Genomic DNA, 21,279 nt, shown 5'->3' with positions numbered 1-21,279 from the left:
CGCGGAGCGTCCCGGGCTGCATTCCCACGCAGAGCGTGGGAACGATCAGTCGATCAATCGATCAGGCTGCAGCGGACGCCTCAGTCTTCACTTCCAGATTATCCAGCACCCGATTCACCGCCAGCTCACCCAGCATGATCAGTTGCGCAATCCCCGACAGCACATGCCGCTGCGGGCCATCCACCAGCCCGGCGAAGTCATTGGCCATCACCTTGGCCGAGGTCAGAGTTTCGCAGGCGTCGGCCAGCAGTTCTTCGTTGTCGATGCCGGGGGCGATGAGGTAGCGGGTGTTGTGTTTGAGCAGGGGTTTTCGGGGGAGCAGTGGATTGAGATAGTGATCGAGGGCGCGTTCGGCGGCTTCGTGGAATTTCTTGGAGTCGAGGGTTTCGTAGGGCGAGGTGGGGTCGGTTTCGGGTGGATTGGGTGTGGGTTTGATCATGGTGAAGCTCCTATAAGAGTGGAGCCGCCCGGAGCTGTCGCTAAACAGGAAGGTGGCGGCTGTACGCAGGTTAGCGAACCGGTTATAGGCACCCGGCAGACCCGAGGGTCTCCCGCATACAGCCACCATAGCGGAGTTGCAGACGTTGAGCCTGCGACAAAGCATGGAGCGCTGATGCACCTATTTATGATTCGAGTCGCTAAACCCGATCGCTGTTTTTCAGCGACCGCCAAACAATAGAACCCGCCCCCAAGGCGCACAAGCCGGCGGATTCTGGCGGATGCGTAGGCAAAGGCGCAAGGTCGCGTGGCTTTGCGGACATAATCTTCAACACTCTTCAACACTGCGTTGATTTGTGCCCGAAACGACAAAACCCGCCGTCCCGATCAAACGGGGCGGCGGGTTTGTATACCTGATGCGCTGTATTGTTCTGTAGGCGTCAACGCGAGCAGTCTCGCCAGTATGTTCAGCCTTGAAAGGGGCGGGATCAGAACTGATACCCGACCCCCGCGTAATACCCCCAGCCATTGGAACGCGCCCGGAAGTTGCCGTCGCCGAAGTTCAGCTCGCTGCCGTCCTCCCAGTTGCCGCCGTTGTGGAAGTAACGGCCGACCAAAGTGAAGCGCAAGTGGGTGAACGAGTACAGCAAGACGTTGGTCGCCACCGTGGCATTGGCGGTGCGCGCCGGGTTGTCCTTGTGGATGTCCGAGCCGAAATCGAAGTTGGTGAAGCCGATGTAGGTCAGCGAAGCGCCGTTGCTGAATTTGTCGATCGGCACGATGTACTTGAGCTGCGCGCGGTAGCCGTCCCACGAATATTCGTTGCTGGCCCCGTAGTTTTCCCACTGGTAGCGCCCGTACAGGTTGGCCGACAGATTGACCCGTGAATGGGTGTCGATGTCGGTGCCGAAGCCGCTGTACAGCGTGTTGGCGCGGTTCTCTTTGCGGCTGCCGTGGTCGTAGATCCAGTCGAACGCCACGTACCATTCCTTGAACGGCCCGATGGCCAGGCTGCGGCCGGCGAGGTAGTCGATGGAGATGCGCGGCTCGTGCTCCATGAACACCGGCGAGCCGTGATCCCACACGCCTTTGTCGTGGCTGTTGCCGATGTTGAAGATCTTCGGAATGTCGATGTAGCCGTACAGCTCGAACGGACCTTTGCGCCCGAAGTACTCGTATTCCAGGTAGATGTCGTCGGCCGGTTGCGGGCCGAAGCTGATGTCCTTGCTGCCGATCAGCATCAGGTCCTGGTTGTACCAGTCCGACAGGTACGCGCCTTTTTGCGGCGGGCTGGCTTCAGGGCTGAGGGCTTCTCCCTGGGCGGATTCCTCGGGCAGGGCAGGTTGCGCCAGCGCGGTGTGACTGAGAACTCCGGTAACGCCGGCCAGTAGCAGGGAAACAGCAAAGGTGCGTGCACCGCGACGGCGGTGGCAGTAAGAAACGTACATTCAAAGTCCTTTTTGCAGATCAAGGCCCGAAATGATGGGCCCTGTACGGTTTTGTAACGAAAACGCGGTCATTAGCGACTAGCAAACGTTTGCACAAGCCGTACCAGTTTTCCAAACCACTGAAAAATCGATTGATTCACGGGTTTACCTGGCGATTCGATCAACTCCCCGCAAAAGCGCCTCAAATCGTCCTCAAGCCCTTGCTCAGAACGGCCGGAAGTATCGGCGCAGGGCCTTATCGCACAAAAGTATTAACACTATTTAACCGGTGCCCCATCGCAGGGCATCAACTAGCGTGTGTCTGGAATGGGACGGTTTATCTGATGACCGTCATACGCTTGATACGCGTGTTGGATCTTGCCGCAGTTGCACGCCTTCAAGGACGAAATCGGCCACGAAAGGAGTAACCCGTGGAAGCAAGGTTTGGTGTCGCCCTCGTTTCGCGTTTTTCCCCACTGTCCCTTGCTGTGCATCTGAGCGTCGCCGGACTCTTGTTCGGTGGTGTCAGCGAGCAGGCGTTCGCCACCTGCTCGGCGGCGGGCTCCACGATTACCTGTTCGGGCGTCCCGACCCTGCCGCTGTTTCTCAATGACTACAGCAGTGCCACCAGCGGCCTGACGGTCAACGTCAACTCGGGCGCGCAGATGAATGCGACGCTGGGCGGCAAGGTCATCAACCTGACCGGGGCCAATATCACCCTGAACAACTCCGGCACCGTCGACCCGGCCTTGCTGGGCCTGGTGTCGATCCTCAGTGGCGGTGCATTCATCGGCACCGGCGCGACCAGCACGGTCAGCGTGGTCAACAATGCCAGCGGGATCATGCGTGGCACGGGGATGTTGCTCGGCCTCAACCTGACCAGCATTGACGGCCTGGCTATCGGCGTGAACAACGCGGCGGCGGGTACCACGACCATTACCAACAACGGCACCATTACGTCCACAGGGCTGTCGGTCGGCGGCATCACCCTGGCCGATACCCCGGTGGTCGGGGTGTATGGCGGCTCGCAAGTCAACATGACCAACAGTGCCAGCGGCACGATCAACGGCCGGATTGCGTTCGAGACGTCGGCAGCAGGCAACACCTTCACCAACGCCGGTAACATCACCGGCGGTGTGTCGATGGGCGCGGGCAGCACCAACACCTTCTACGCGATCACCGGTTCCAGCGTTAACGTCGGTGACGGTGTGCAAGTGTCCGTCGGCCTCGGTGGCCTGGTCGGCATCAACCTGACCTTTGCCCCGACCGGCACCATCGATGGCGGCGCGGGGGGCACCAACACGCTGATCCTGCAAAACCCGATCGGCGTCGGTGGTGGCGTCAGCGGGACCGGCACTGCGTCCAGCGCGACCTACGTCAACTTCAACAACCTGACCCTCAACAGCGGCACCTGGACCTTGCAGGGGCCGTTGGTCAGCGGGGCGACCACACTCAATGGCGGTGTCGCGCAGTTCAACGACAACGCCGCGTTCGGCAGCGGTGTGCTGACGTCCAACGGCGGGATTCTTCAGGCCAGCAATGCGGGACTGTCGCTGGCCAACCAGATCAATCTGGGCGCGAGCGGCCTGACCTTGCAGGGCATTAACGGCACCACCCTGAACGGCGTGATTTCCGGTACTGGCGGTTTGACCAAGATTGGCAGCGGTCAGCTCAACCTCAACGGCATCAACACTTACACCGGCAACACCGTGCTCAACGGCGGCACCGTGCTTGTGGGTAACAACTCGGCATTCAGCACTGGCGGCATTACGGTCGGTGGCGCTTCGAGCATCTCGGCAACGACGCCGATTTCGCTGGCCAACGCGATCACGCTCAACAGCACCCTGACCGCAACCGGCACCGGAGCGCTGACCCTGGGCGGGGTGATCAGCGGTGCCAGCAACCTGACCAAGACCGGCAGCGGCAGCCTGACCCTCAACGGCATCAACACCTACACCGGGAACACCAGCCTCAGCGCCGGCACCTTGCGCGTCGGCAATAACAACGCCCTGGGCACCGGTGTACTCAACACCAGCAACGGCACCAGTCTCGACAGCACCGGCAACGTGACCCTGGCCAACAACGTCGGCATCACCGGTGCGTTGAACGTGCTCGGCAGCAATGCCCTGACCCTGGCCGGCGTCGTGTCCGGCACCGGGGCGATCACCAAGAGCGGCAGCGCCAGCCTGACCCTGACCGGCAACAACACCAACAGCGGCACCACCGCGCTCAATGGTGGCAGCTTGCTCGTCGGCAGCAACACCGCCCTCGGCACGGGCGCGTTGAACGCAGCGGCCGGCACTACGCTGGATGCGACCACCGCCGTGACCCTGGCCAACGCGGTGGCGCTGGCGGCGGATCTGACCATCGGTGGTACTCAGGCACTGGGCTTGAGCGGGGTCATCAGCGGCGCCGGCAACCTGATCAAGAACGGCACCGCAAACCTGACCCTCAGCGGCAACAACACCTTCTCCGGCGGCACGGCACTGAATGCCGGGACGCTGATCGTCGGCTCCAACACCGCGCTGGGCACCGGCGCGCTGACCACGGCGGCGGGCACCACCCTCGATGCCAGCACCGCCGTGGCGCTGAGCAACGCGGTCGCCCTCGGCGGTAACCTGAACATTGGTGGCAGCGCCAACCTGACCCTCGGCGGCGTGGTCAGCGGCAGCGGCGGGCTGACCAAGAACGGCGCGGCGAACCTGATTCTCAACGGCACCAACACGTTTCTCGGTGCTATTGCGTTGAACGCAGGCACCATTACGGCGGGCGCCAACGCTGCGCTCGGCAGTGGCAATATCACCGTCGGCGGCGCGGCAACCCTCGACAGCAATACCGCGGTGACGCTGAACAACAACGTCATTCTCAACAACAATCTGGGGATCGGCGGCAGCAATGCACTGACCCTTGGCGGGGTGATAAGCGGCGCCAGTCAATTGATCAAGAACGGCACCGCCAACCTGACCCTCAACGGCGCCAACACCTTCACCGGCGGCACCGCACTCAACGCCGGCAGCCTGACCGTCGGCAACGGCGCGGCACTCGGCACCGGCACGCTGACCGTGGGCGGGGCGGGTGGCACGCTCAACAGCAGCGCCAACGTGACGCTGAACAACGCCATTGCGCTGAACGCCAACCTCACCACCGGCGGCGCCAACCCGCTGACTCTGGGCGGCGTGATCAGCGGCGGCAGCAACCTGATCAAGACCGGTGCTTCGACCCTGACCCTGACCGGCAACAACACCTACACCGGCGCTACTTCGCTGAACGCCGGGACGTTGGTCGTCGGCTCCAACACCGCCCTCGGCACTGGCGTACTCAACGCCGCCAACGGCACCACACTGGATGCCAGCACCGCGACCAGCCTGGCCAACAACGTCAACCTCGGCGGCAACGTGACCATCGGTGGCAGCAACGCACTGACCCTCGCGGGCGTGGTCTCCGGGGTCGGCGGCCTGACCAAAAGCGGCCCGGCCGATCTGATCCTCAACGGCGCCAACACCTACTTCGGCAACACCGCGCTGAACGCCGGCAAACTGATTGTCGGCAGCAACACCGCGCTGGGCAGCGGTGCACTGAACGCAGCGGCCGGCACCACGCTGGACACCAACACCGCCGTCACTCTGGGCAATCAGGTCAACCTCGCCGGTGCGCTCAATGTGGGCGGCAGCGCGGACCTGACCCTTACCGGAACCGTCGCCGGCGCCGGCAGTCTGGTGAAAAACGGCGCGGCCAATCTGAATCTCAATGGCACCAACACCTACGCCGGCGGCACCACACTGAATGCTGGCACCCTGACCGTTGGCAACAGCTCGGCGCTCGGCACCGGTGCGTTGACGGTCGGCGGGGCGGCAACCCTCGACAGCAGTTCGCCGCTGGTCAGCTTGGCCAATGCGGTCGTGCTGAATGCGGCGCTGAGCGTCGGCGGCACGCAGAACCTGACCCTCGGCGGCGTGCTCAGCGGTACCGGCCAACTGGTGAAGGACGGGGCGGCCAACCTGACCGTCAACGGCACCAACACCTTCAGCGGCGGCACCACCCTCAACGCCGGCACCCTGACCCTCGGCGCGCCCGGCGCATTGGGCAGCGGCACGCTCACCGTCGGTGGCGCCGCGACGCTGGACAACAGCAGCGCTTTCACCCTCGGCAACAACATCACCCTCGATGCCGGGCTGACCCTGGCCGGCAACAACGGCCTGACCCTCAGTGGCGTGATCGACGGCGCCGGCAGCCTGACCAAAACCGGCCTGGACGACCTGACCCTCAGCGGCAACAACACCTTCACCGGCGCGCTGAACATTGCTGCCGGCAGCGTCACCACCCTCAGCAGCGGGGCGCTGGGCAACACCTCCGGCGCCAACGTCAGCGCCGGCGCCAGTCTCAACCTCGGCAGCAACGCCAGCCTCAATGGCCTGAGCGGCAGCGGCAGCGTGCAGATCGGCGGCGGCAACACATTGACCGTGGGCGGGGTCAGCAGCACCAGCATCTTCGACGGCGACCTCAGCGGCAACGGCGGCCTGACCAAGGTCGGCACCGGCACCCTGAACCTGACCGGGATCAACGGCATCATCGGCAACACCGCCGTCAACGGCGGTACCCTGAACCTCAGCGGTTCGCTGGCCAGTGCCCAGGTCAACGTCAATACCGGCGCCACCCTCACTGGTAACGGTTCGGCGCTCGGCGCGATGACCATCAACAGTGGCGGTCACCTGGCCCTGTCGTCGGGTAATACACTCTCGGCCGGATCATTGACGCTCGCAGCCGGCAGCAATGTCGATGCGGCGCTGGGGACGCCATCGACCACGTCACTGATGAACGTCGGCGGCAACCTCACCCTCGACGGTAATCTCAACGTCACCGATGCCGGTGGTTTCGGCGTCGGTGTGTATCGTCTGTTCAACTACACCGGTGCCCTGACCAATCTGGGCCTGGACGTTGCCAGCGTGCCGGTCGGTTATGGGCTGGGCGATCTGGTGGTGCAGACCGGGGTCGCCAATCAGATCAACATTCAGGTTTCGGCGCCGAATTCGGACATTCGTTACTGGGACGGCAGCCAGACCATCGCCAACGGTACTGTCGATGGCGGCAGCGGTACCTGGAACGGCGCCGGCACCAACTGGACCGACGCCAATGGTCTGGTCAATCAGACCTGGGCCGGCGACTTCGCGGTGTTCCAGGGCACGGCCGGCACGGTATCGGTCAATGGCACGCAACTGTTCACCGGCATGCAGTTCCTCACCGATGGCTACAACGTGGTCAACGGCACCTCGGGACTGCTGACCGCCGTCAACGGTGCCGGCGGCACCACGGCGATGCGCGTTGATCCGGGCGTGACTGCCACGGTCGGCGTGAACATCAACGGCAGCGGCATTCTCAATAAACTCGACAGCGGCACCCTGGTACTCAATGGCGCCAACAGCTACACCGGCGGCACGCAACTCGATGGCGGCAAAATCGTGGTCGGCAACAACACCGCGCTGGGCAGCGGTGCGTTGATCGCCAATGCTGGCACGCAACTGGACAGCAACACTGCCGTGACCCTGACCAACGCGACCACGCTCAACGGCAACCTGACGATCCTTGGCAGCAACGCGCTGACCCTCAACGGTGTGATCAACGGCACCGGCGGGCTGATCAAGAACGGCTCGGCCAACCTGACCCTCGGCGGCAACAACGCCTTCCTCGGCCCGGTGGCATTGAACGCGGGCGGTCTGATTCTGGCGTCGAACAGCGCGCTGGGCTCGGCCACCCTGAACGCGGCGAACGGCACTACCCTGGATGCCAGCAGTGCTGTCACGGCGGGTAACGCGATCAACCTGGCGGGCAACCTCGGTATCGTCGGCAGCAACGATCTGACACTCAGCGCTGCGATCAACGGCGCCGGCAGCCTGACCAAGAACGGCGCGGCCAACCTGATCCTGAGCGGGGCCAACAACTTCCTCGGCGGCGTCACCCTCAACGCCGGCACCCTGACCGCCGGCAGCAACGGCGCTCTCGGTCTGGGCAACCTGACCGTGGCGGGCGCCTCGGCGCTGGACAGCAACACCTCGGTGTCGCTGGGCAACAACGTGGTGCTCAACGCCAACCTGACCAATACCGGCAACAGCGACGTAGCGCTCAGCGGTGTGGTCAGCGGCACTGGCGGTCTGATCAAGAACGGCGCCTCCAATCTGACCCTCAACGGCATCAACACCTATAGCGGCGGCACCACGCTGAACGCCGGCACCGTGACCCTCGGCACCTCGGCAGGCCTGGGTTCCGGCGCGGTGACCGTGGCGGGCGCTTCGACCCTCGACACCACGGCGCCGCTGGTGCTGGCCAACAACCTCAACGTCAATGCCAACCTGAGCGTGGCCGGCAACAACAACCTGACCCTCGGAGGCGTGATCGCCGGGGCCGGCACCCTGACCAAGAACGGTCTGGCCGACCTGACGCTGTCCGGCAACAACACCTTCAGCGGCACCTTTGATGTGCAATCCGGCAGCCTGACCGCCCTGGGCAACTCGGCACTGGGCAGCAATGCCGGAGTCAATCTTGGCGCTGCGGCGACCCTCAATCTCGGCGGCTCCGGCAGCCTCGCCAGCCTGACCGGCAGCGGCACCGCGCTGATCGGCGGCGGCAACACGCTGAGCATCGGCGGCAACAACGCCAGCAGCATTTTTGACGGTGTGCTCACCGGTACCGGCGAGTTGAGCAAACTCGGCACCGGCACGCTGACCCTGACCGGCCTCAACAGCCTGACCGGCAGCACCACGGTCAACGCCGGCACCTTGAACGTCAGCGGCTCGCTGGACAGCACCAGTGTGCTGGTCAACAGCGGCGGCACCCTGACCGGCGGCGGCTCGCTCGGTGGAGCCGTGACCGTGGCGGATGGCGGTAATCTGGCCGGCGCCACCGGCAGCACCCTGTCGGTGAATTCGCTGGTGTTCAACGCCAACTCCAACTTCGATGTCGGCCTCGGCACACCGGTTTCCGGTGGCGGCAACGCGCTGGTCAACGTCGGCGGCAACCTGACGCTCGACGGTACCCTCAACGTCAGCGACATCGGCGGCTTCGGCAGCGGCGTGTACCGGTTGATCAACTACACCGGCGGCCTGACCGACAACGGCATGCTGATCGGCACCGTGCCGGGCAGCGTCACCCCGGGCGACCTGACCCTGCAAACCGCGCTGGCCAACCAGATCAACCTGCTGGTCACCGCACCGGGCGTTACCGTGCAGTTCTGGGACGGCAACCAACTGGTCGCCAACGGTTCGGTGGATGGCGGCAGCGGCACCTGGGGCACCGGCACCACCAACTGGACCGACGTCAACGGCACCACCAATCAGGCCTGGACCAACAACTTCGCGGTGTTCCAGGGCACGGCGGGCACCGTCACGGTGAACGGCGCGCAAACCATCACCGGCATGCAGTTCGTCACCGATGGCTACAGCCTGCAGAACGGCACGGCCGGTTCGCTGAATCTGGTCAACGGGTCGCTGGGCAATGCCACCGTGCGGGTCGATCCGAACGTCACCGCCACCGTGGGCGTGGCGCTCAACGGCGCCGGCACACTGGGCAAATACGACACCGGCACCCTGGTGCTCAACGCCGCCAACGGCTACACCGGCGGCACCGCGCTCAATGGCGGCAAAATCGTGGTCGGCAACAACTCAGCCCTCGGCACCGGCGTGTTGACCGCCGCCAACGGCACGGCGCTGGACAGCAACGCAGCGGTCAGCCTGGCCAACGATGTGGTGCTCAACGGCGGACTCACCGTTGCCGGCTCCAATGCGTTGACCCTCGGCGGTGTGGTCAGCGGCAGCGGCAGTCTGATCAAGGCCGGCGCATCGAGCCTGACCCTCAACGGCAGCAACACTTACAGCGGCGGTACTCAACTGTCCGGCGGCTCGCTGATCCTGGGCAACAACAGCGCGATCAGCAGCGGCGCCCTCAGCGTGCTGGGTAATGGCACCCTCGACAGCACCTCTGCGCTGCAACTGGCCAATGCCATCAACCTGGGTGCGGAATTGACCCTGGCCGGCAACCAGAACACCACGCTGATCGGTGCAATCACCGGCAGCGGCAGTCTGGTGAAAAACGGCAGTGGCGACCTCGTCCTTAGCGGTGCCAATACCTACAGCGGCGGTACGACGCTGAACGGCGGCAGCACCCGTGGCGACACCAGCAGCCTGCAAGGCGCCATCGCCAACAACGCGACGCTGACCTTCGAGCAGAACAGCGACGGCAGCTACACCGGCAACCTGACGGGCGTCGGCACACTCAACAAAACCGGCACCGGCGCCTTGCTGCTGACCGGCAACAACACCTTTACCGGCAACACCGCGGTGCAGGCCGGTTCGCTGAACGTCAACGGTGTGTTCAACAGTGCCAGCGTCAACGTTGCCAGTGGGGCGGCGATCGGCGGCAGCGGCCAGTTCGGCGGCGCCGTGCAACTGGCCAATGGTGCGACACTGAATGGCGGCGGCGCTGCAACGCCGTTGTCGGTCGGTTCGCTGGCGTTGTCGTCGGGCACCAACCTGGACTTCACCCTCGGCTCGGCCGCCAGTTCCACCACAGTGGTCAACGTCGCCGGCAACCTGACCCTCGACGGCACGCTGAATATCAGCAATGCCGGCGGCTTCGGCACCGGGGTCTATCAACTGTTCAGCTACGGCGGCAGCCTGACCGACAACGGTCTGGTCTACGGCAGCCTGCCGGTGTCGGCGGCCAACCTGACCCTGCAGACCGCGCTGGCCAATCAGGTCAACCTGCTGGTGCAGAACACCCCGGGTGAAGTGCAGTTCTGGAACGGCGGCACCACCAACCCGGACGGCAGCATCGGTGGCGGCAGCGGCGTGTGGGGGCCGGGCACCAACTGGACCGATCCGAGCGGTACTCAGGCGCTGGCGTCGAACGGTCAGTTCGCCGTGTTCGGCGGGCAGAGCGGCACGGTCACGGTGCAAGGCAATCAGAACTTTACCGGGTTGCAGTTCCTCTCCAGCGGTTACAGCCTGGTTCCAGGTGCTGGCGGTACGCTGACCCCGGTCAACGGCCCGGGTGGCAGCCTCGCTCCGGTGCGGGTGAATGCCGGTGGCAGCGCGGAAATTTCCGCACCGCTGGTGGGCAGTGGCGGTATCGAGAAACTGGATTCCGGCACTCTGGTCCTCAGCGGCGCCAACACCTACAGCGGCGGGACCACGGTCAGCGGCGGTACGCTGATCGGTAATACCACCAGCCTGCAGGGCAACATCCTCAACAACGCCTCGCTGGTGTTCCAGCAGAACGCCAACGGCCAGTTCAACGGACGCCTCAGCGGTGTCGGCGCCCTGGCCAAACGCGGTGCCGCGCGCTTGCTGCTGACCGGTGATCAACCCTTCAGCGGCACCGTGGCGGTGGATCAGGGCGTGCTGCAAGTCGGCAGCCGTGCGGCGCGGGCGTCCCTCGCCGGCCAGGTCACCGTGGCCAATGGCGCGGGCCTGAGCGGTAATGGTAGCGTCGGGTCGGTGGTCAACCATGGCGTGGTGGCTTCCGGTGGCGAGGACGGCACCTTGAGTGTCGCCGGCAACCTGACCAACGCCGCCGACGGTGTGCTGGCCCTGACTGTCAGCTCGCCGACCGCCACTCCGCTGGCCGTCGGTGGTACCGCGACTCTGAGCGGTGGTCTGCAGGTCAACAGCCTGGCACCGTTCACCGGCAATACCGTGTACTCGCTGATCACCGCCGGTGGCGGGGTGACCGGCACCTTCAGCGCCGCCGACCTGCCGCAATACGCGTTCCTCAATACTGCGCTGGTGTACGACGCTAACGCGGTGAACCTGGTGGTCAGCCGCAACGGCAACTCGTTCGTCGACGTTGCCGCCACCCGCAACCAGCGCAATACCGCTTCGGCGTTGATGCGCAACGGTGCGGCGGGCGCTGCGTTGCAGAACGAAATCATCAACCTCAGCGTGGCGGGCGCACGTAACGCCTTCGACAGCCTGTCGGGGGAAATCCATGCCAGTACCGCCAGCGCAGTTCTCGAGGATTCGCGCTACGTACGGGACGCGGTCAACGACCGTATGCGCCAGCCATCGTGCAGTGCACCGGATGATCCACGCCGCGCCCTGGCCCCGAGCGACAACCAGCTGAGCAGCAACGGCTGCCACGGCGAAATGGTCGGCTGGGCCCGCGCGCTCGGCGCCTGGGGCGAGTCGGACGGCGACAGCAACAGCGCGAAACTGGATCGCAACCTGAGCGGTTTCATGCTCGGCACCGACAAGCAGCTCGACGACCAATGGCGCGTCGGCATGGCCGCCGGCTACACCCGCAGCGATCTGGATGCCCATGATCGTCGTTCGAATGCCACGGTCGAGAGCTACCACCTGGCGGCGTACCTCAACTCGCAATTCGATGCCTTGGCGGTGCGCCTCGGTGCGGCGTACAGCTGGCATGACATCGAGACCAAACGCGACGTCAGCGTCGGCGCCTACAACGATCGGTTGAAGGCCAATTACGACGCCCGCAGCGCCCAAGTGTTCGGTGAAGTCGGCTATGCCATCGAAGCGGCCGGGATTGCCCTGGAGCCGTTCGCCGGCCTGGCGTACGTCAACTATGACAGCGACAAGGCCAAGGAGAAAGGCGGAGTGGGGCGCCTGCGCGCCGAGTCCGATCAGGACATCACCTTCTCGACCCTGGGCGTGCGCGCCGGCAAGGTCATCACCCTGGCCAACGGTGGGCAGTTTACCCCGCGCGCGGCCCTCGGCTGGCGGCATGCCTTCGGCGACACCAAACCTGACGCTGACCTGACCTTCATCGACGGCGGCGCCTCGTTCAACACCCAGGGCGTACCGATTGCCAAGGACAGCGCGGTGGTCGAAGCAGGCGTGGACTTCCAGATCAGCCCGACCGGCAAGCTCGGTATCGGCTATTCGGGGCAGCTGTCGAACGAGAGCAACGACCATGCGATGACCATCAGCTTCAGCCTCGGGTTCTGATTCAGGAGCGAAGCACTTCAGCCGCCCGCAAGGGCGGCTTTTTTTTGCCCGCCGACCCCTCTGCTAAAATCCCTCCCACTGCCTCCCGGAGACTGCCCCATGACCGAGCCCATCCGTCTGACCCAATACAGCCACGGCGCCGGCTGTGGCTGCAAGATTTCGCCCAAGGTGCTGGAGGTGATTCTGGCCGGCAGCGGGGCGCAGAACCTTGATCCGAAACTGTGGGTCGGCAACGCGTCGCGCGATGATGCGGCGGTGTATGAGATCGATGCCGAGCGCGGGGTGGTGTCGACCACGGATTTCTTCATGCCGATCGTCGACGACCCGTTCGACTTCGGCCGCATCGCCGCCACCAACGCCATCAGTGACATCTACGCCATGGGCGGCGATCCGTTGATGGCGATTGCGATCCTCGGCTGGCCGGTCAACGTGCTGGCGCCGGAAGTGGCGCGAGACGTGATTCGCGGCGGACGTGCGGTGTGCGATGCGGCGGGGATTCCGCTGGCCGGCGGGCATTCGATCGATGCACCGGAGCCGATCTTCGGTCTGGCCGTCACCGGGCTGGTGGAAAAGCGCTTCATGAAACGCAACGACACCGCCACCGCCGGTTGCCTGCTGTACCTGACCAAACCGTTGGGCATCGGCATCCTCACCACCGCCGAGAAGAAGGGCAAGCTGCGTCCCGACGACATCGGCGTGGCCCGGGACTGGATGTGTACGCTGAACAAGCCCGGCAGCCGTTTCGGCAAACTGGCCGGGGTCACTGCCATGACCGACGTCACCGGCTTCGGGCTGCTCGGGCATCTGGTGGAAATGTCCGACGGCAGTCACCTGACGGCGCGGGTTTTTTATGATCGGGTGCCGCGTCTTTCGAGCATCGAGTATTACCTCGAACAGGGCTGCGTGCCCGGTGGCACCTTGCGTAATTTCGACAGTTATTCGGGCCGCGTCGGGCGGGTCCAGGAGTTGCACAAACGGGTGCTGTGCGACCCGCAGACCAGCGGCGGTCTGCTGGTGGCCGTCACCCCTGAAGGCAATGCCGAATTCCTCGCCGTCGCAGCCGAACTCGGCCTCTCTCTTGAGCCAATCGGTGAGTTGATCGGGCGACAGAGCCACGCGGTCGAGGTGAATTGATGTCCATCGACGTCACCGACTACCGCGACATCTTCCTCAACGACCGGCCGCTGATGGACGCCCGTGCGCCGGTCGAGTTTCACAAGGGCGCGTTTCCCGGGGCGCTCAATCTGCCGCTGATGAACGACATCGAGCGGCAGCGGGTCGGCACTTGCTACAAGCATCACGGTCAGCAGGCCGCCATCGAGCTGGGCCATCAATTGGTGTCCGGCGCGGTCAAGGCCGAGCGTCTGCAAGCGTGGGCGGAATTTGCCCAGGCGCATCCCGACGGGTTTCTTTATTGCTTTCGTGGCGGCCTGCGCTCGCAGATCGTCCAGCAGTGGCTCAAGACAGAAGCCGGCATCGATTACCCGCGTATCGGCGGTGGCTACAAGGCGCTGCGGGGTTTTCTGATCGACACGCTCGAATCCGCCCAGGCCGACTGTGATTTCGTGTTGCTGGGCGGCATGACCGGCACCGGCAAGACCGAAGTGCTGGTGCAACTGCGCAACAGTGTGGATCTGGAAGGCCATGCCAATCACCGGGGCTCGAGTTTCGGCAAGCGCGCCACCGGTCAGCCGTCGAACATCGATTTCGAGAACCGGCTGGCCATCGACTTCCTGAAAAAACGTGCGGCCGGCATCGATCAGTTTGTGCTGGAGGATGAGAGCCGGGTGGTGGGCAGCTGCGCGCTGCCGCTGTCGCTGTATCAGGGCATGCAGCAATACCCGATGGTCTGGCTGGAAGATCGTTTCGAGCAGCGCGTCGAGCGGATCCTGCGCGATTACGTGGTGGATTTGTCCGCCGAATTTCAGGCAGTGCATGGGGACGAGGGTTTCGGGCGGTTTTCCGAGCGGTTGCTGGACAGCCTCGACAACGTGCACAAGCGCCTGGGCGGCGAACGGCATCGACGGATGCGGGTGTTGATGGAAGAGGCGCTGGCGGAGCAGAGCCGCAGCGGGGCGGTGGATTTGCACCGCGCGTGGATCGAGGGTTTGCTGCGCGAGTATTACGACCCGATGTATGTGTTCCAGCGCGAGAAGAAGGGCGGGCGGATCGAATTTGCCGGGGAGCGGCAGGCCGTTATCGAATATTTGCGTCAGCGAATCAAACCCCAGGCCTGACGGGGCCCGAGCGGGCCCCGGGCAAACTCAGGTCGGACAGCTTTCCTGGCCGTTATCCAGCCCCTGTTTGTAGCTGTGGCTCTGCAGGCTGGCCTTGCCGTTGTGCCAGGTCAGGGTCAGCACGTACAGCGAGTCGTAATCGCTGGATTCCCAATCTTCGGTGATCTTCTGCTTCTCGCCGACGGCCTTGCCCGCGACCTTGTTGATCAGCTCCGGCAGGTAGCCGTGGGACCACGCGGTGTAAATGGTCGAGTTGTGGTACTTGTCGTCGGTCAGTTCCCGGGCCAGGTCGCTGGTGTCGTTGGCCGAGAACTCGATGTTCACCGGCAGGCCGAGCTTGATCGCCGCCGGGCTGATGGTCATCAGCGGGCGGATGTAGCTGTAGGAGTTGTCCAGCTCGCCTTCCTCGACATTGCGCGTCGGGTTGGCGGCGAACACATAGTCGGCCTTGCCGAATTTTTCCGGTAGCAGGGTCGACAGGTCGATCGCCCGGTTCAGGCCCTGGCAGTTGAGCTGGCCGAGACCACCGGCGGGTTTCTCGGCATGGCGCAGGAACACCAGGGTCTGGGTGCCGTCCACCGGTTGCGCACGGCTTTCGCTGGATTCCAGCGACAGGAACAGCGCGCTGACTGCCAGCAGGGTGGGCAGGGCCACATACGCGCGATGTTTGAAGCGGTTGGCGACTTTCATCAAGTTCGTCATGGGATAAGGCGTCTTCAGTCTGTTCGGTTAAGGCTGACAAACCTCTGCACCGGTGCGTGGGCGCCGGGTGTTTTCCCTGTCATCACTGGCTTGCTTGGAGCCCCCTGAGGCCCGTTTGGTTCGATTCGGTTACGTGCGCGGCACTTTAGCGTTCAACCTGCGCTATTGAAGGGAAGGTTAACCACAGGATGTTGCGGATTTAAGTAAGCCGGCGGGCGAGGGCGTAAAGAACCCGAGCCAGAGCGCTGTTCGTGGATTATGCTCAGGCCTTTCATTTGAGACTGGATGCTACACATGACTGATCTGTCCGCGTTCCCGATCACCCAGAAATGGCCGGCGCAGTACCCTGACTGGATTCAGCTCTATTCCCTGCCGACCCCCAACGGCGTCAAGGTCTCGATCATGCTCGAAGAGATCGGCCTGCCGTACGAGCCGCACCGCGTGGGCTTCGACACCAATGACCAGATGTCTCCGGAATTCCTCTCTCTGAACCCGAACAACAAGATCCCGGCGATCCTCGACCCCCACGGTCCCGAGGACAAACCGCTGCCGTTGTTCGAATCCGGCGCGATCCTGATCTACCTCGCCGACAAGAGCGGCCAGTTGCTGGCCCAGGAAGGCGCGCTGCGCTACGAAACCATTCAGTGGCTGATGTTCCAGATGGGCGGCATCGGCCCGATGTTCGGCCAGCTCGGTTTCTTCAACAAATTTGCCGGCAAGGACTACGAAGACAAGCGTCCCCGTGACCGCTACGTCGAAGAAAGCCGCCGCCTGCTCAGCGTCCTCAACACCCGCCTGGAAGGCCGCGACTGGATCATGGGCGAGCGCTACACCATCGCCGACATCGCCACGTTCCCGTGGGTGCGCAACCTGATCGGTTTCTACGAGGCGGGCGATCTGGTCGGCATCAACAACTTCCCGAACGTCACCCGGGTGCTGGAGCGCTTCCTGGCGCGGCCGGCCGTTGTGCGCGGCCTGGCCATTCCTTCCTGACCCTGTTGCAGCCGGGTGCGCAGATTGTTGCGTGCCCGGTAATGCACTGTTGATTGATCCAGGTTTGTACCCCGTCCCTCGCAAGGCATAAGCTTCGCCCCCTACGACTTTCGTCTCATCCGCTGTTTTCAGGAAAGGCCCCATGTCCAGTCAGTTCCCCGAAGCACGTCCACGCCGTCTGCGCCGCAATGCGAGCCTGCGCAGCCTGTTCCAGGAAACCGAGTTTTCCCTCAACGATCTGGTGCTGCCGATCTTCGTCGAAGAAGAGATCGACGATTTCGTGCCGATCAAGAGCATGCCCGGCGTGATGCGTATTCCCGAGCGCAAACTGGCCGGCGAAATCGAGCGTTACGCCCGGGCCGGGATCAAGTCGGTGATGACCTTCGGTGTGTCCCACCATCTGGATGCCAACGGCAGCGACACCTGGCGTGAGAACGGTCTGGTGTCGCGCATGTCGCGGATCGCCAAGGACGCCGTGCCGGACATGATCGTGATGTCCGACACCTGCTTCTGCGAGTACACCGATCACGGCCATTGCGGCGTGATGCACAACCATGAAGTCGACAACGACCAGACCCTGATCAACCTCGGCAAGCAAGCGGTGGCGGCAGCCCGTGCCGGTGCCGACGTGATCGCGCCATCGGCAGCGATGGACGGCCAGGTGCGGGCGATTCGCCGGGCGCTGGACGATGCCGGGTTCACGCAGATTCCGATCATGGCCTACTCGACCAAATTCGCCTCGGCGCTCTACGGCCCGTTCCGCGAGGCCGGCGGCAGCGCGCTGAAGGGCGATCGCAAAAGCTATCAGATGAACCCGATGAACCGCCGCGAAGCCCTGCGCGAATCGTTGCTCGACGAGCAGGAAGGCGCCGACGCGCTGATGGTCAAACCGGCCGGCGCGTACCTGGACATCATCCGCGACATCCGCGAAGCCTCGAACCTGCCGCTGGCGGCGTATCAGGTCAGCGGCGAGTACGCGATGATCAAGTTCGGCGCCCAGGCCGGGGCTATCGACGAAGATCGCGTGGTGCGCGAAAGCCTTGGTGCGATCAAACGCGCGGGTGCGGATCTGATCTTCACCTACTTTGCGATGGACCTGGCCCTGGCCGGGATCTGATCCGTCAGGGGCAATTGAAGAACGGCCGGATCCCGTGATCACGGAAGTACCGCTCGATCACCTTCGGATCCGCGCTGTTGTCGGCAATCGCCACGTAGGTATCCGGGCGCAGCAGGTAAAAGCCGTTGCGCCCCAGCCCTGCCGTTTCAAACGCCGGACGCCAGTCGAATACGTGCAGCGGCAAGTGATGTTCATTGCACCAGGCGATCATCTCGTCGCTGGTGTCGCCGTACACATGCACCTGCCAGCACGGATGGCGCAACGGTTCGTAATTATCCCCCTCGCCATCATGGGCCCACGGCAAGCGGTCGCCGCCGTGGACGTGCCCGGCCACGCCTTCGCTCAACGCCATGCCTCGATAGTTGACGGTGATTTGCGAGACGGTGCGAAACAGGAACTCGCGGCTGGTCTCGAATGAGGCCATTTTCGGAATCAGGAACGGCGCCAGCCGCGTGCGCAGCAGGTCGGCCATACGGCCTTCGGCGGTGACGAAGCTGAAGACCTTGTCGGTGGTCGACACCAGTCGCCGGGCGAAGGCGATGCGTTCGGTTTCGTAGCTGTCGAGCAGTTTGGGCGTGGCCGCGCCGCCGAGCACTGCCGCGAGTTTCCACGCCAGATTGATCGCATCGCCGATGCCGGTGTTCATGCCCTGACCGCCGGCCGGGCTGTGTACGTGCGCCGCATCGCCGAGCAGAAACGCCCGGCCTTTGCGAAAGTGATCCGCCACCCGATGATGCACTCGGTAGGTGGAGAACCAGTTGACGTCCTCGATGTGCACGTTCAGATGTTCGATGGCGCGATTGCTGACATCCGAGAATTCCAGGGTTTCGGCGCGATCCGCACGTTCGTCGCGCACGGTGCCGATCAACCGCGCACGGCCTTCGCCGGCCAGCGGGAACACCGCCAGAAAGTCCGCCTCATCCAGATCCAGATGCAACTCGCCGTTGAGCGCCGGGCCGCTGGCCCGCACATCGGCGACGTAGAAAATCTGCTGATAAGTGCCGCCGGGAAAACCGGTGTCGAGGGTTTTGCGCACGACCGAACGGGCGCCGTCACACCCGGCCAGATAGCAGGCCTGGCAGATTTCCTGCTCGCCATCCGGCAGGCGCAAATGCGCGGTAAGGCCGTCGCCGTTTTCGGTGAAACTCTCCAGCGTCGTGTTGCGCTCGACGGTCACGTCGTAGTCTTCGAGGCGGTCGATCAGCAGCCGCTCGTGTTCGTCCTGCGGGTACATCTCCAGAAAGGCATAGGGCGTCAGGCCTTCACCGATCCGGTTCAGCGGCAGCTGCGCCACGGGTTTGCCCTTGACCCAGAAATTCGCCGCGGCCACCCGGTGACCGTTGCGCACCACCGCGTCGGCCAGATCCAGTTGCCGGTACAGCTCAAGGGTGCGCGCCTGCACCGCCAGCGCCCGCGACGTGGTGCCCGGAGCGGAAGCCTTGTCGATGATGCGCACGCGCACGCCCAGTTTGCTCAGCCACAGGGCCAGCACCAGTCCGGTGGGGCCTGCGCCGATGATCAGAACATCACTGCGGTTCATGGTCTGTCCTCCTCGCGTGTCCTGATCCAAGACTTGCCACTGAGTGTGCAGCAGCAAGTATGGATCAGACGGCGAGGGCGGCCAGTCGGCCTGCCAAACGGGGCGATGGAACAGCGCCGCCGGCCCGCAGTCCTATCCTGCACCCTGCGATTGAGCGTAGGGTTAACCCGGCTCAACGGACTGGATGAAGCGTTATGCACACCCCTCGATTAATCGTCAGCCTCGCCGCGCTGCTGGTACTGGCCGGTTGCGCCGGTCAACGCAGCGAAGAACCGGCGCCGCGCCCGCCCGCCGAGGTCAAGGCGCAGATCGTGCGCCTGCTGCCGGCAAAAACCGTCGACCGTCAGGGCTGGGCCACTGACATCTACGCGGCGTTCGCCGCCCAGGGCATCAGCCCGACCACACAGAATCTGTGTTCGGTGCTGGCCGTCGCCGAGCAGGAATCCACCTTTCAGGTCGATCCGCCGGTGCCCGGACTGGGCAAGATCGCCCGTGATGAAATCGACCGCCGCGCCGCCAAGGTGCATATCCCGAGCCTGTTGATCAGCGGCGCCTTGCAGGTGCGTTCGCCCAACGGCAAGACCTACAGCGAACGCCTGAGCGCCGCCCGCAGCGAAAAGGAATTGAGCGCGATTTTCGACGACTTCATCGGTTCGGTGCCGATGGGCCGTACGCTGTTCAGCGGTTTCAACCCGGTGCACACCGGCGGGCCGATGCAGGTCAGCATCGAATTCGCCGAGAAGCATGCCAAAGACTATCCGTACCCGGTGGACGGGACGATTCGCCGCGAGGTGTTCAGCCGTCGCGGCGGGATGTATTTCGGCATCGCCCATTTGCTCGGTTATCCGGTGAGTTACCGCGAACCTTTGTACCGCTTCGCCGATTTCAACGCCGGCTGGTACGCCAGTCGCAACGCGGCGTTTCAGAACGCGGTCAGCCGGGCGTCGGGCATTCCGCTGGCGCTGGATGGCGACCTGATCCGCCCGGGCGCGATCATGCCGGGCAGCACGGAACTGGCGGTGCGCACCCTCGGCAAATCCCTGGGCATGCGCAATCCGGTGATCCGCGATCAACTGGAGAAGGGCGATAGCCTGGCTTTCGAGGAGACCAAACTGTATCAACGGGTCTTCGAGCTGGCGGAGCGTGCGGAAGGCAAGTCATTGCCCCGTGCGGTGCTGCCGGGCATCGTGCTGCAGAGCCCGAAGATCACCCGCAAGCTGACCACGGCGTGGTTTGCCAAACGGGTCGACGAGCGTTATCGGCGCTGCATGGCCAAGGGCTGAGGACGATCAAAAGGGAATAAAAAAACCCGGCTGACGGGAGCCGGGTTTTTTCTGGGTTGTTGCGATCAAGCCATTCATTCAGGCAACGCGGCGTTCGATCAGACGATCCGAACCACCTTCGGCAACACGGCGTTCGATCAGACGGTCCGAACCACCTTCGGCAACGCGGCGTTCGATCAGACGGTCCGAACCACCTTCAGCAACGCGACGTTCGATCAGACGATCCGAGCCACCTTCGGCAACGCGGCGTTCGATCAGACGATCCGAGCCACCTTCGGCAACGCGGCGTTCGATCAGACGATCCGAGCCACCTTCGGCAACGCGACGTTCAATCAGACGATCCGAGCCACCTTCGGCAACGCGGCGTTCGATCAGACGATCCGAACCACCTTCGGCAACGCGACGTTCGATCAGACGATCCGAACCGCCTTCGGCGATCATGGTGTGAGCCGGTTTGGCGGCAAATGCGTTGAAGGCCAGAACCGAAAGGGCAATGCTGAGGATGACTTGGCGTTTCATGATTTTGTGCTCCGGGGGTGTTGTTTGTTTGGTATGGAGCCGATGTTACGCCCGGGATTTTTTAAGAG

11 protein-coding genes are annotated in these 21,279 nt (G+C 63.9%); 6 read left to right on the top strand and 5 right to left on the bottom strand.

Going from position 1 to position 21,279, the window contains the following annotated elements:
* Nucleotides 1-61: 61 nt before the first annotated feature.
* Together GQX66_RS17645 and GQX66_RS17640 are read right to left on the bottom strand one after the other, a co-directional pair.
* Nucleotides 62-439, bottom strand: coding sequence for a DUF6124 family protein (locus tag GQX66_RS17645; protein ID WP_134023972.1), 378 nt, complete (start codon nt 437-439; stop codon nt 62-64).
* A 487-nt stretch (nt 440-926) separates the two neighbouring features.
* Nucleotides 927-1,886, bottom strand: a complete 960-nt coding sequence (locus GQX66_RS17640) for a nucleoside-specific channel-forming protein Tsx (protein WP_102718753.1) — start codon at nt 1,884-1,886, stop codon at nt 927-929.
* 410 nt (nt 1,887-2,296) lie between these two features.
* On the opposite strand from GQX66_RS17640, the gene GQX66_RS17635 reads away from it, so the two are divergent.
* From GQX66_RS17635 to mnmH, 3 genes are all read left to right on the top strand, one after another.
* Nucleotides 2,297-12,820 (top strand): autotransporter-associated beta strand repeat-containing protein, encoded by a 10,524-nt coding sequence (locus GQX66_RS17635; RefSeq protein WP_240870206.1) that lies wholly within the window; start codon nt 2,297-2,299, stop codon nt 12,818-12,820.
* 99 nt (nt 12,821-12,919) lie between these two features.
* Complete coding sequence (selD, locus tag GQX66_RS17630; RefSeq protein WP_240870201.1) at nt 12,920-13,954, top strand: selenide, water dikinase SelD; 1,035 nt, start codon at nt 12,920-12,922, stop codon at nt 13,952-13,954.
* Nucleotides 13,954-15,057 carry a tRNA 2-selenouridine(34) synthase MnmH gene (gene mnmH, locus GQX66_RS17625; RefSeq protein ID WP_240870197.1) on the top strand — a complete coding sequence of 368 codons (1,104 nt, stop codon included), beginning with the start codon at nt 13,954-13,956 and terminating at the stop codon, nt 15,055-15,057. Before selD ends, mnmH begins: the two co-directional genes overlap by 1 nt.
* A 27-nt stretch (nt 15,058-15,084) precedes the next feature.
* On the opposite strand, the gene GQX66_RS17620 is transcribed toward mnmH, so the two are convergent.
* A complete protein-coding gene (locus GQX66_RS17620) occupies nt 15,085-15,759 on the bottom strand; it encodes a histidine phosphatase family protein (protein ID WP_085745881.1) in 675 nt (224 codons plus the stop codon).
* Between the two features lie 294 nt (nt 15,760-16,053).
* On the opposite strand from GQX66_RS17620, the gene GQX66_RS17615 reads away from it, so the two are divergent.
* Nucleotides 16,054-16,752 (top strand): glutathione binding-like protein, encoded by a 699-nt coding sequence (locus tag GQX66_RS17615; protein WP_102718853.1) that lies wholly within the window; start codon nt 16,054-16,056, stop codon nt 16,750-16,752.
* Nucleotides 16,753-16,894: 142 nt separating this feature from the next.
* A complete protein-coding gene (gene hemB, locus GQX66_RS17610) occupies nt 16,895-17,869 on the top strand; it encodes a porphobilinogen synthase (protein WP_064380881.1) in 975 nt (324 codons plus the stop codon).
* A 4-nt stretch (nt 17,870-17,873) separates the two neighbouring features.
* Here the strand turns inward: hemB and GQX66_RS17605 are convergent, their stop codons facing one another.
* A complete protein-coding gene (locus GQX66_RS17605; protein ID WP_240870194.1) occupies nt 17,874-19,409 on the bottom strand; it encodes an FAD-dependent oxidoreductase in 1,536 nt (511 codons plus the stop codon).
* Nucleotides 19,410-19,603: 194 nt separating this feature from the next.
* Between GQX66_RS17605 and GQX66_RS17600 the strand changes: the two genes are divergently transcribed.
* Nucleotides 19,604-20,692 (top strand): DUF1615 domain-containing protein, encoded by a 1,089-nt coding sequence (locus GQX66_RS17600; RefSeq protein ID WP_129974241.1) that lies wholly within the window; start codon nt 19,604-19,606, stop codon nt 20,690-20,692.
* A 78-nt stretch (nt 20,693-20,770) separates the two neighbouring features.
* Here GQX66_RS17600 and GQX66_RS17595 read toward each other — a convergent pair whose 3' ends face one another.
* Nucleotides 20,771-21,211: a hypothetical protein gene (locus GQX66_RS17595; protein ID WP_011335081.1), complete on the bottom strand. Its 441-nt coding sequence runs from the start codon at nt 21,209-21,211 to the stop codon at nt 20,771-20,773.
* Nucleotides 21,212-21,279: the final 68 nt, after the last annotated feature.

The sequence above is a fragment of the Pseudomonas sp. B707 genome (assembly GCF_022496685.1).
GTDB lineage: Bacteria > Pseudomonadota > Gammaproteobacteria > Pseudomonadales > Pseudomonadaceae > Aquipseudomonas > Aquipseudomonas paraglycinae.
This window is presented reverse-complemented; position numbering and strand designations above follow the sequence as displayed.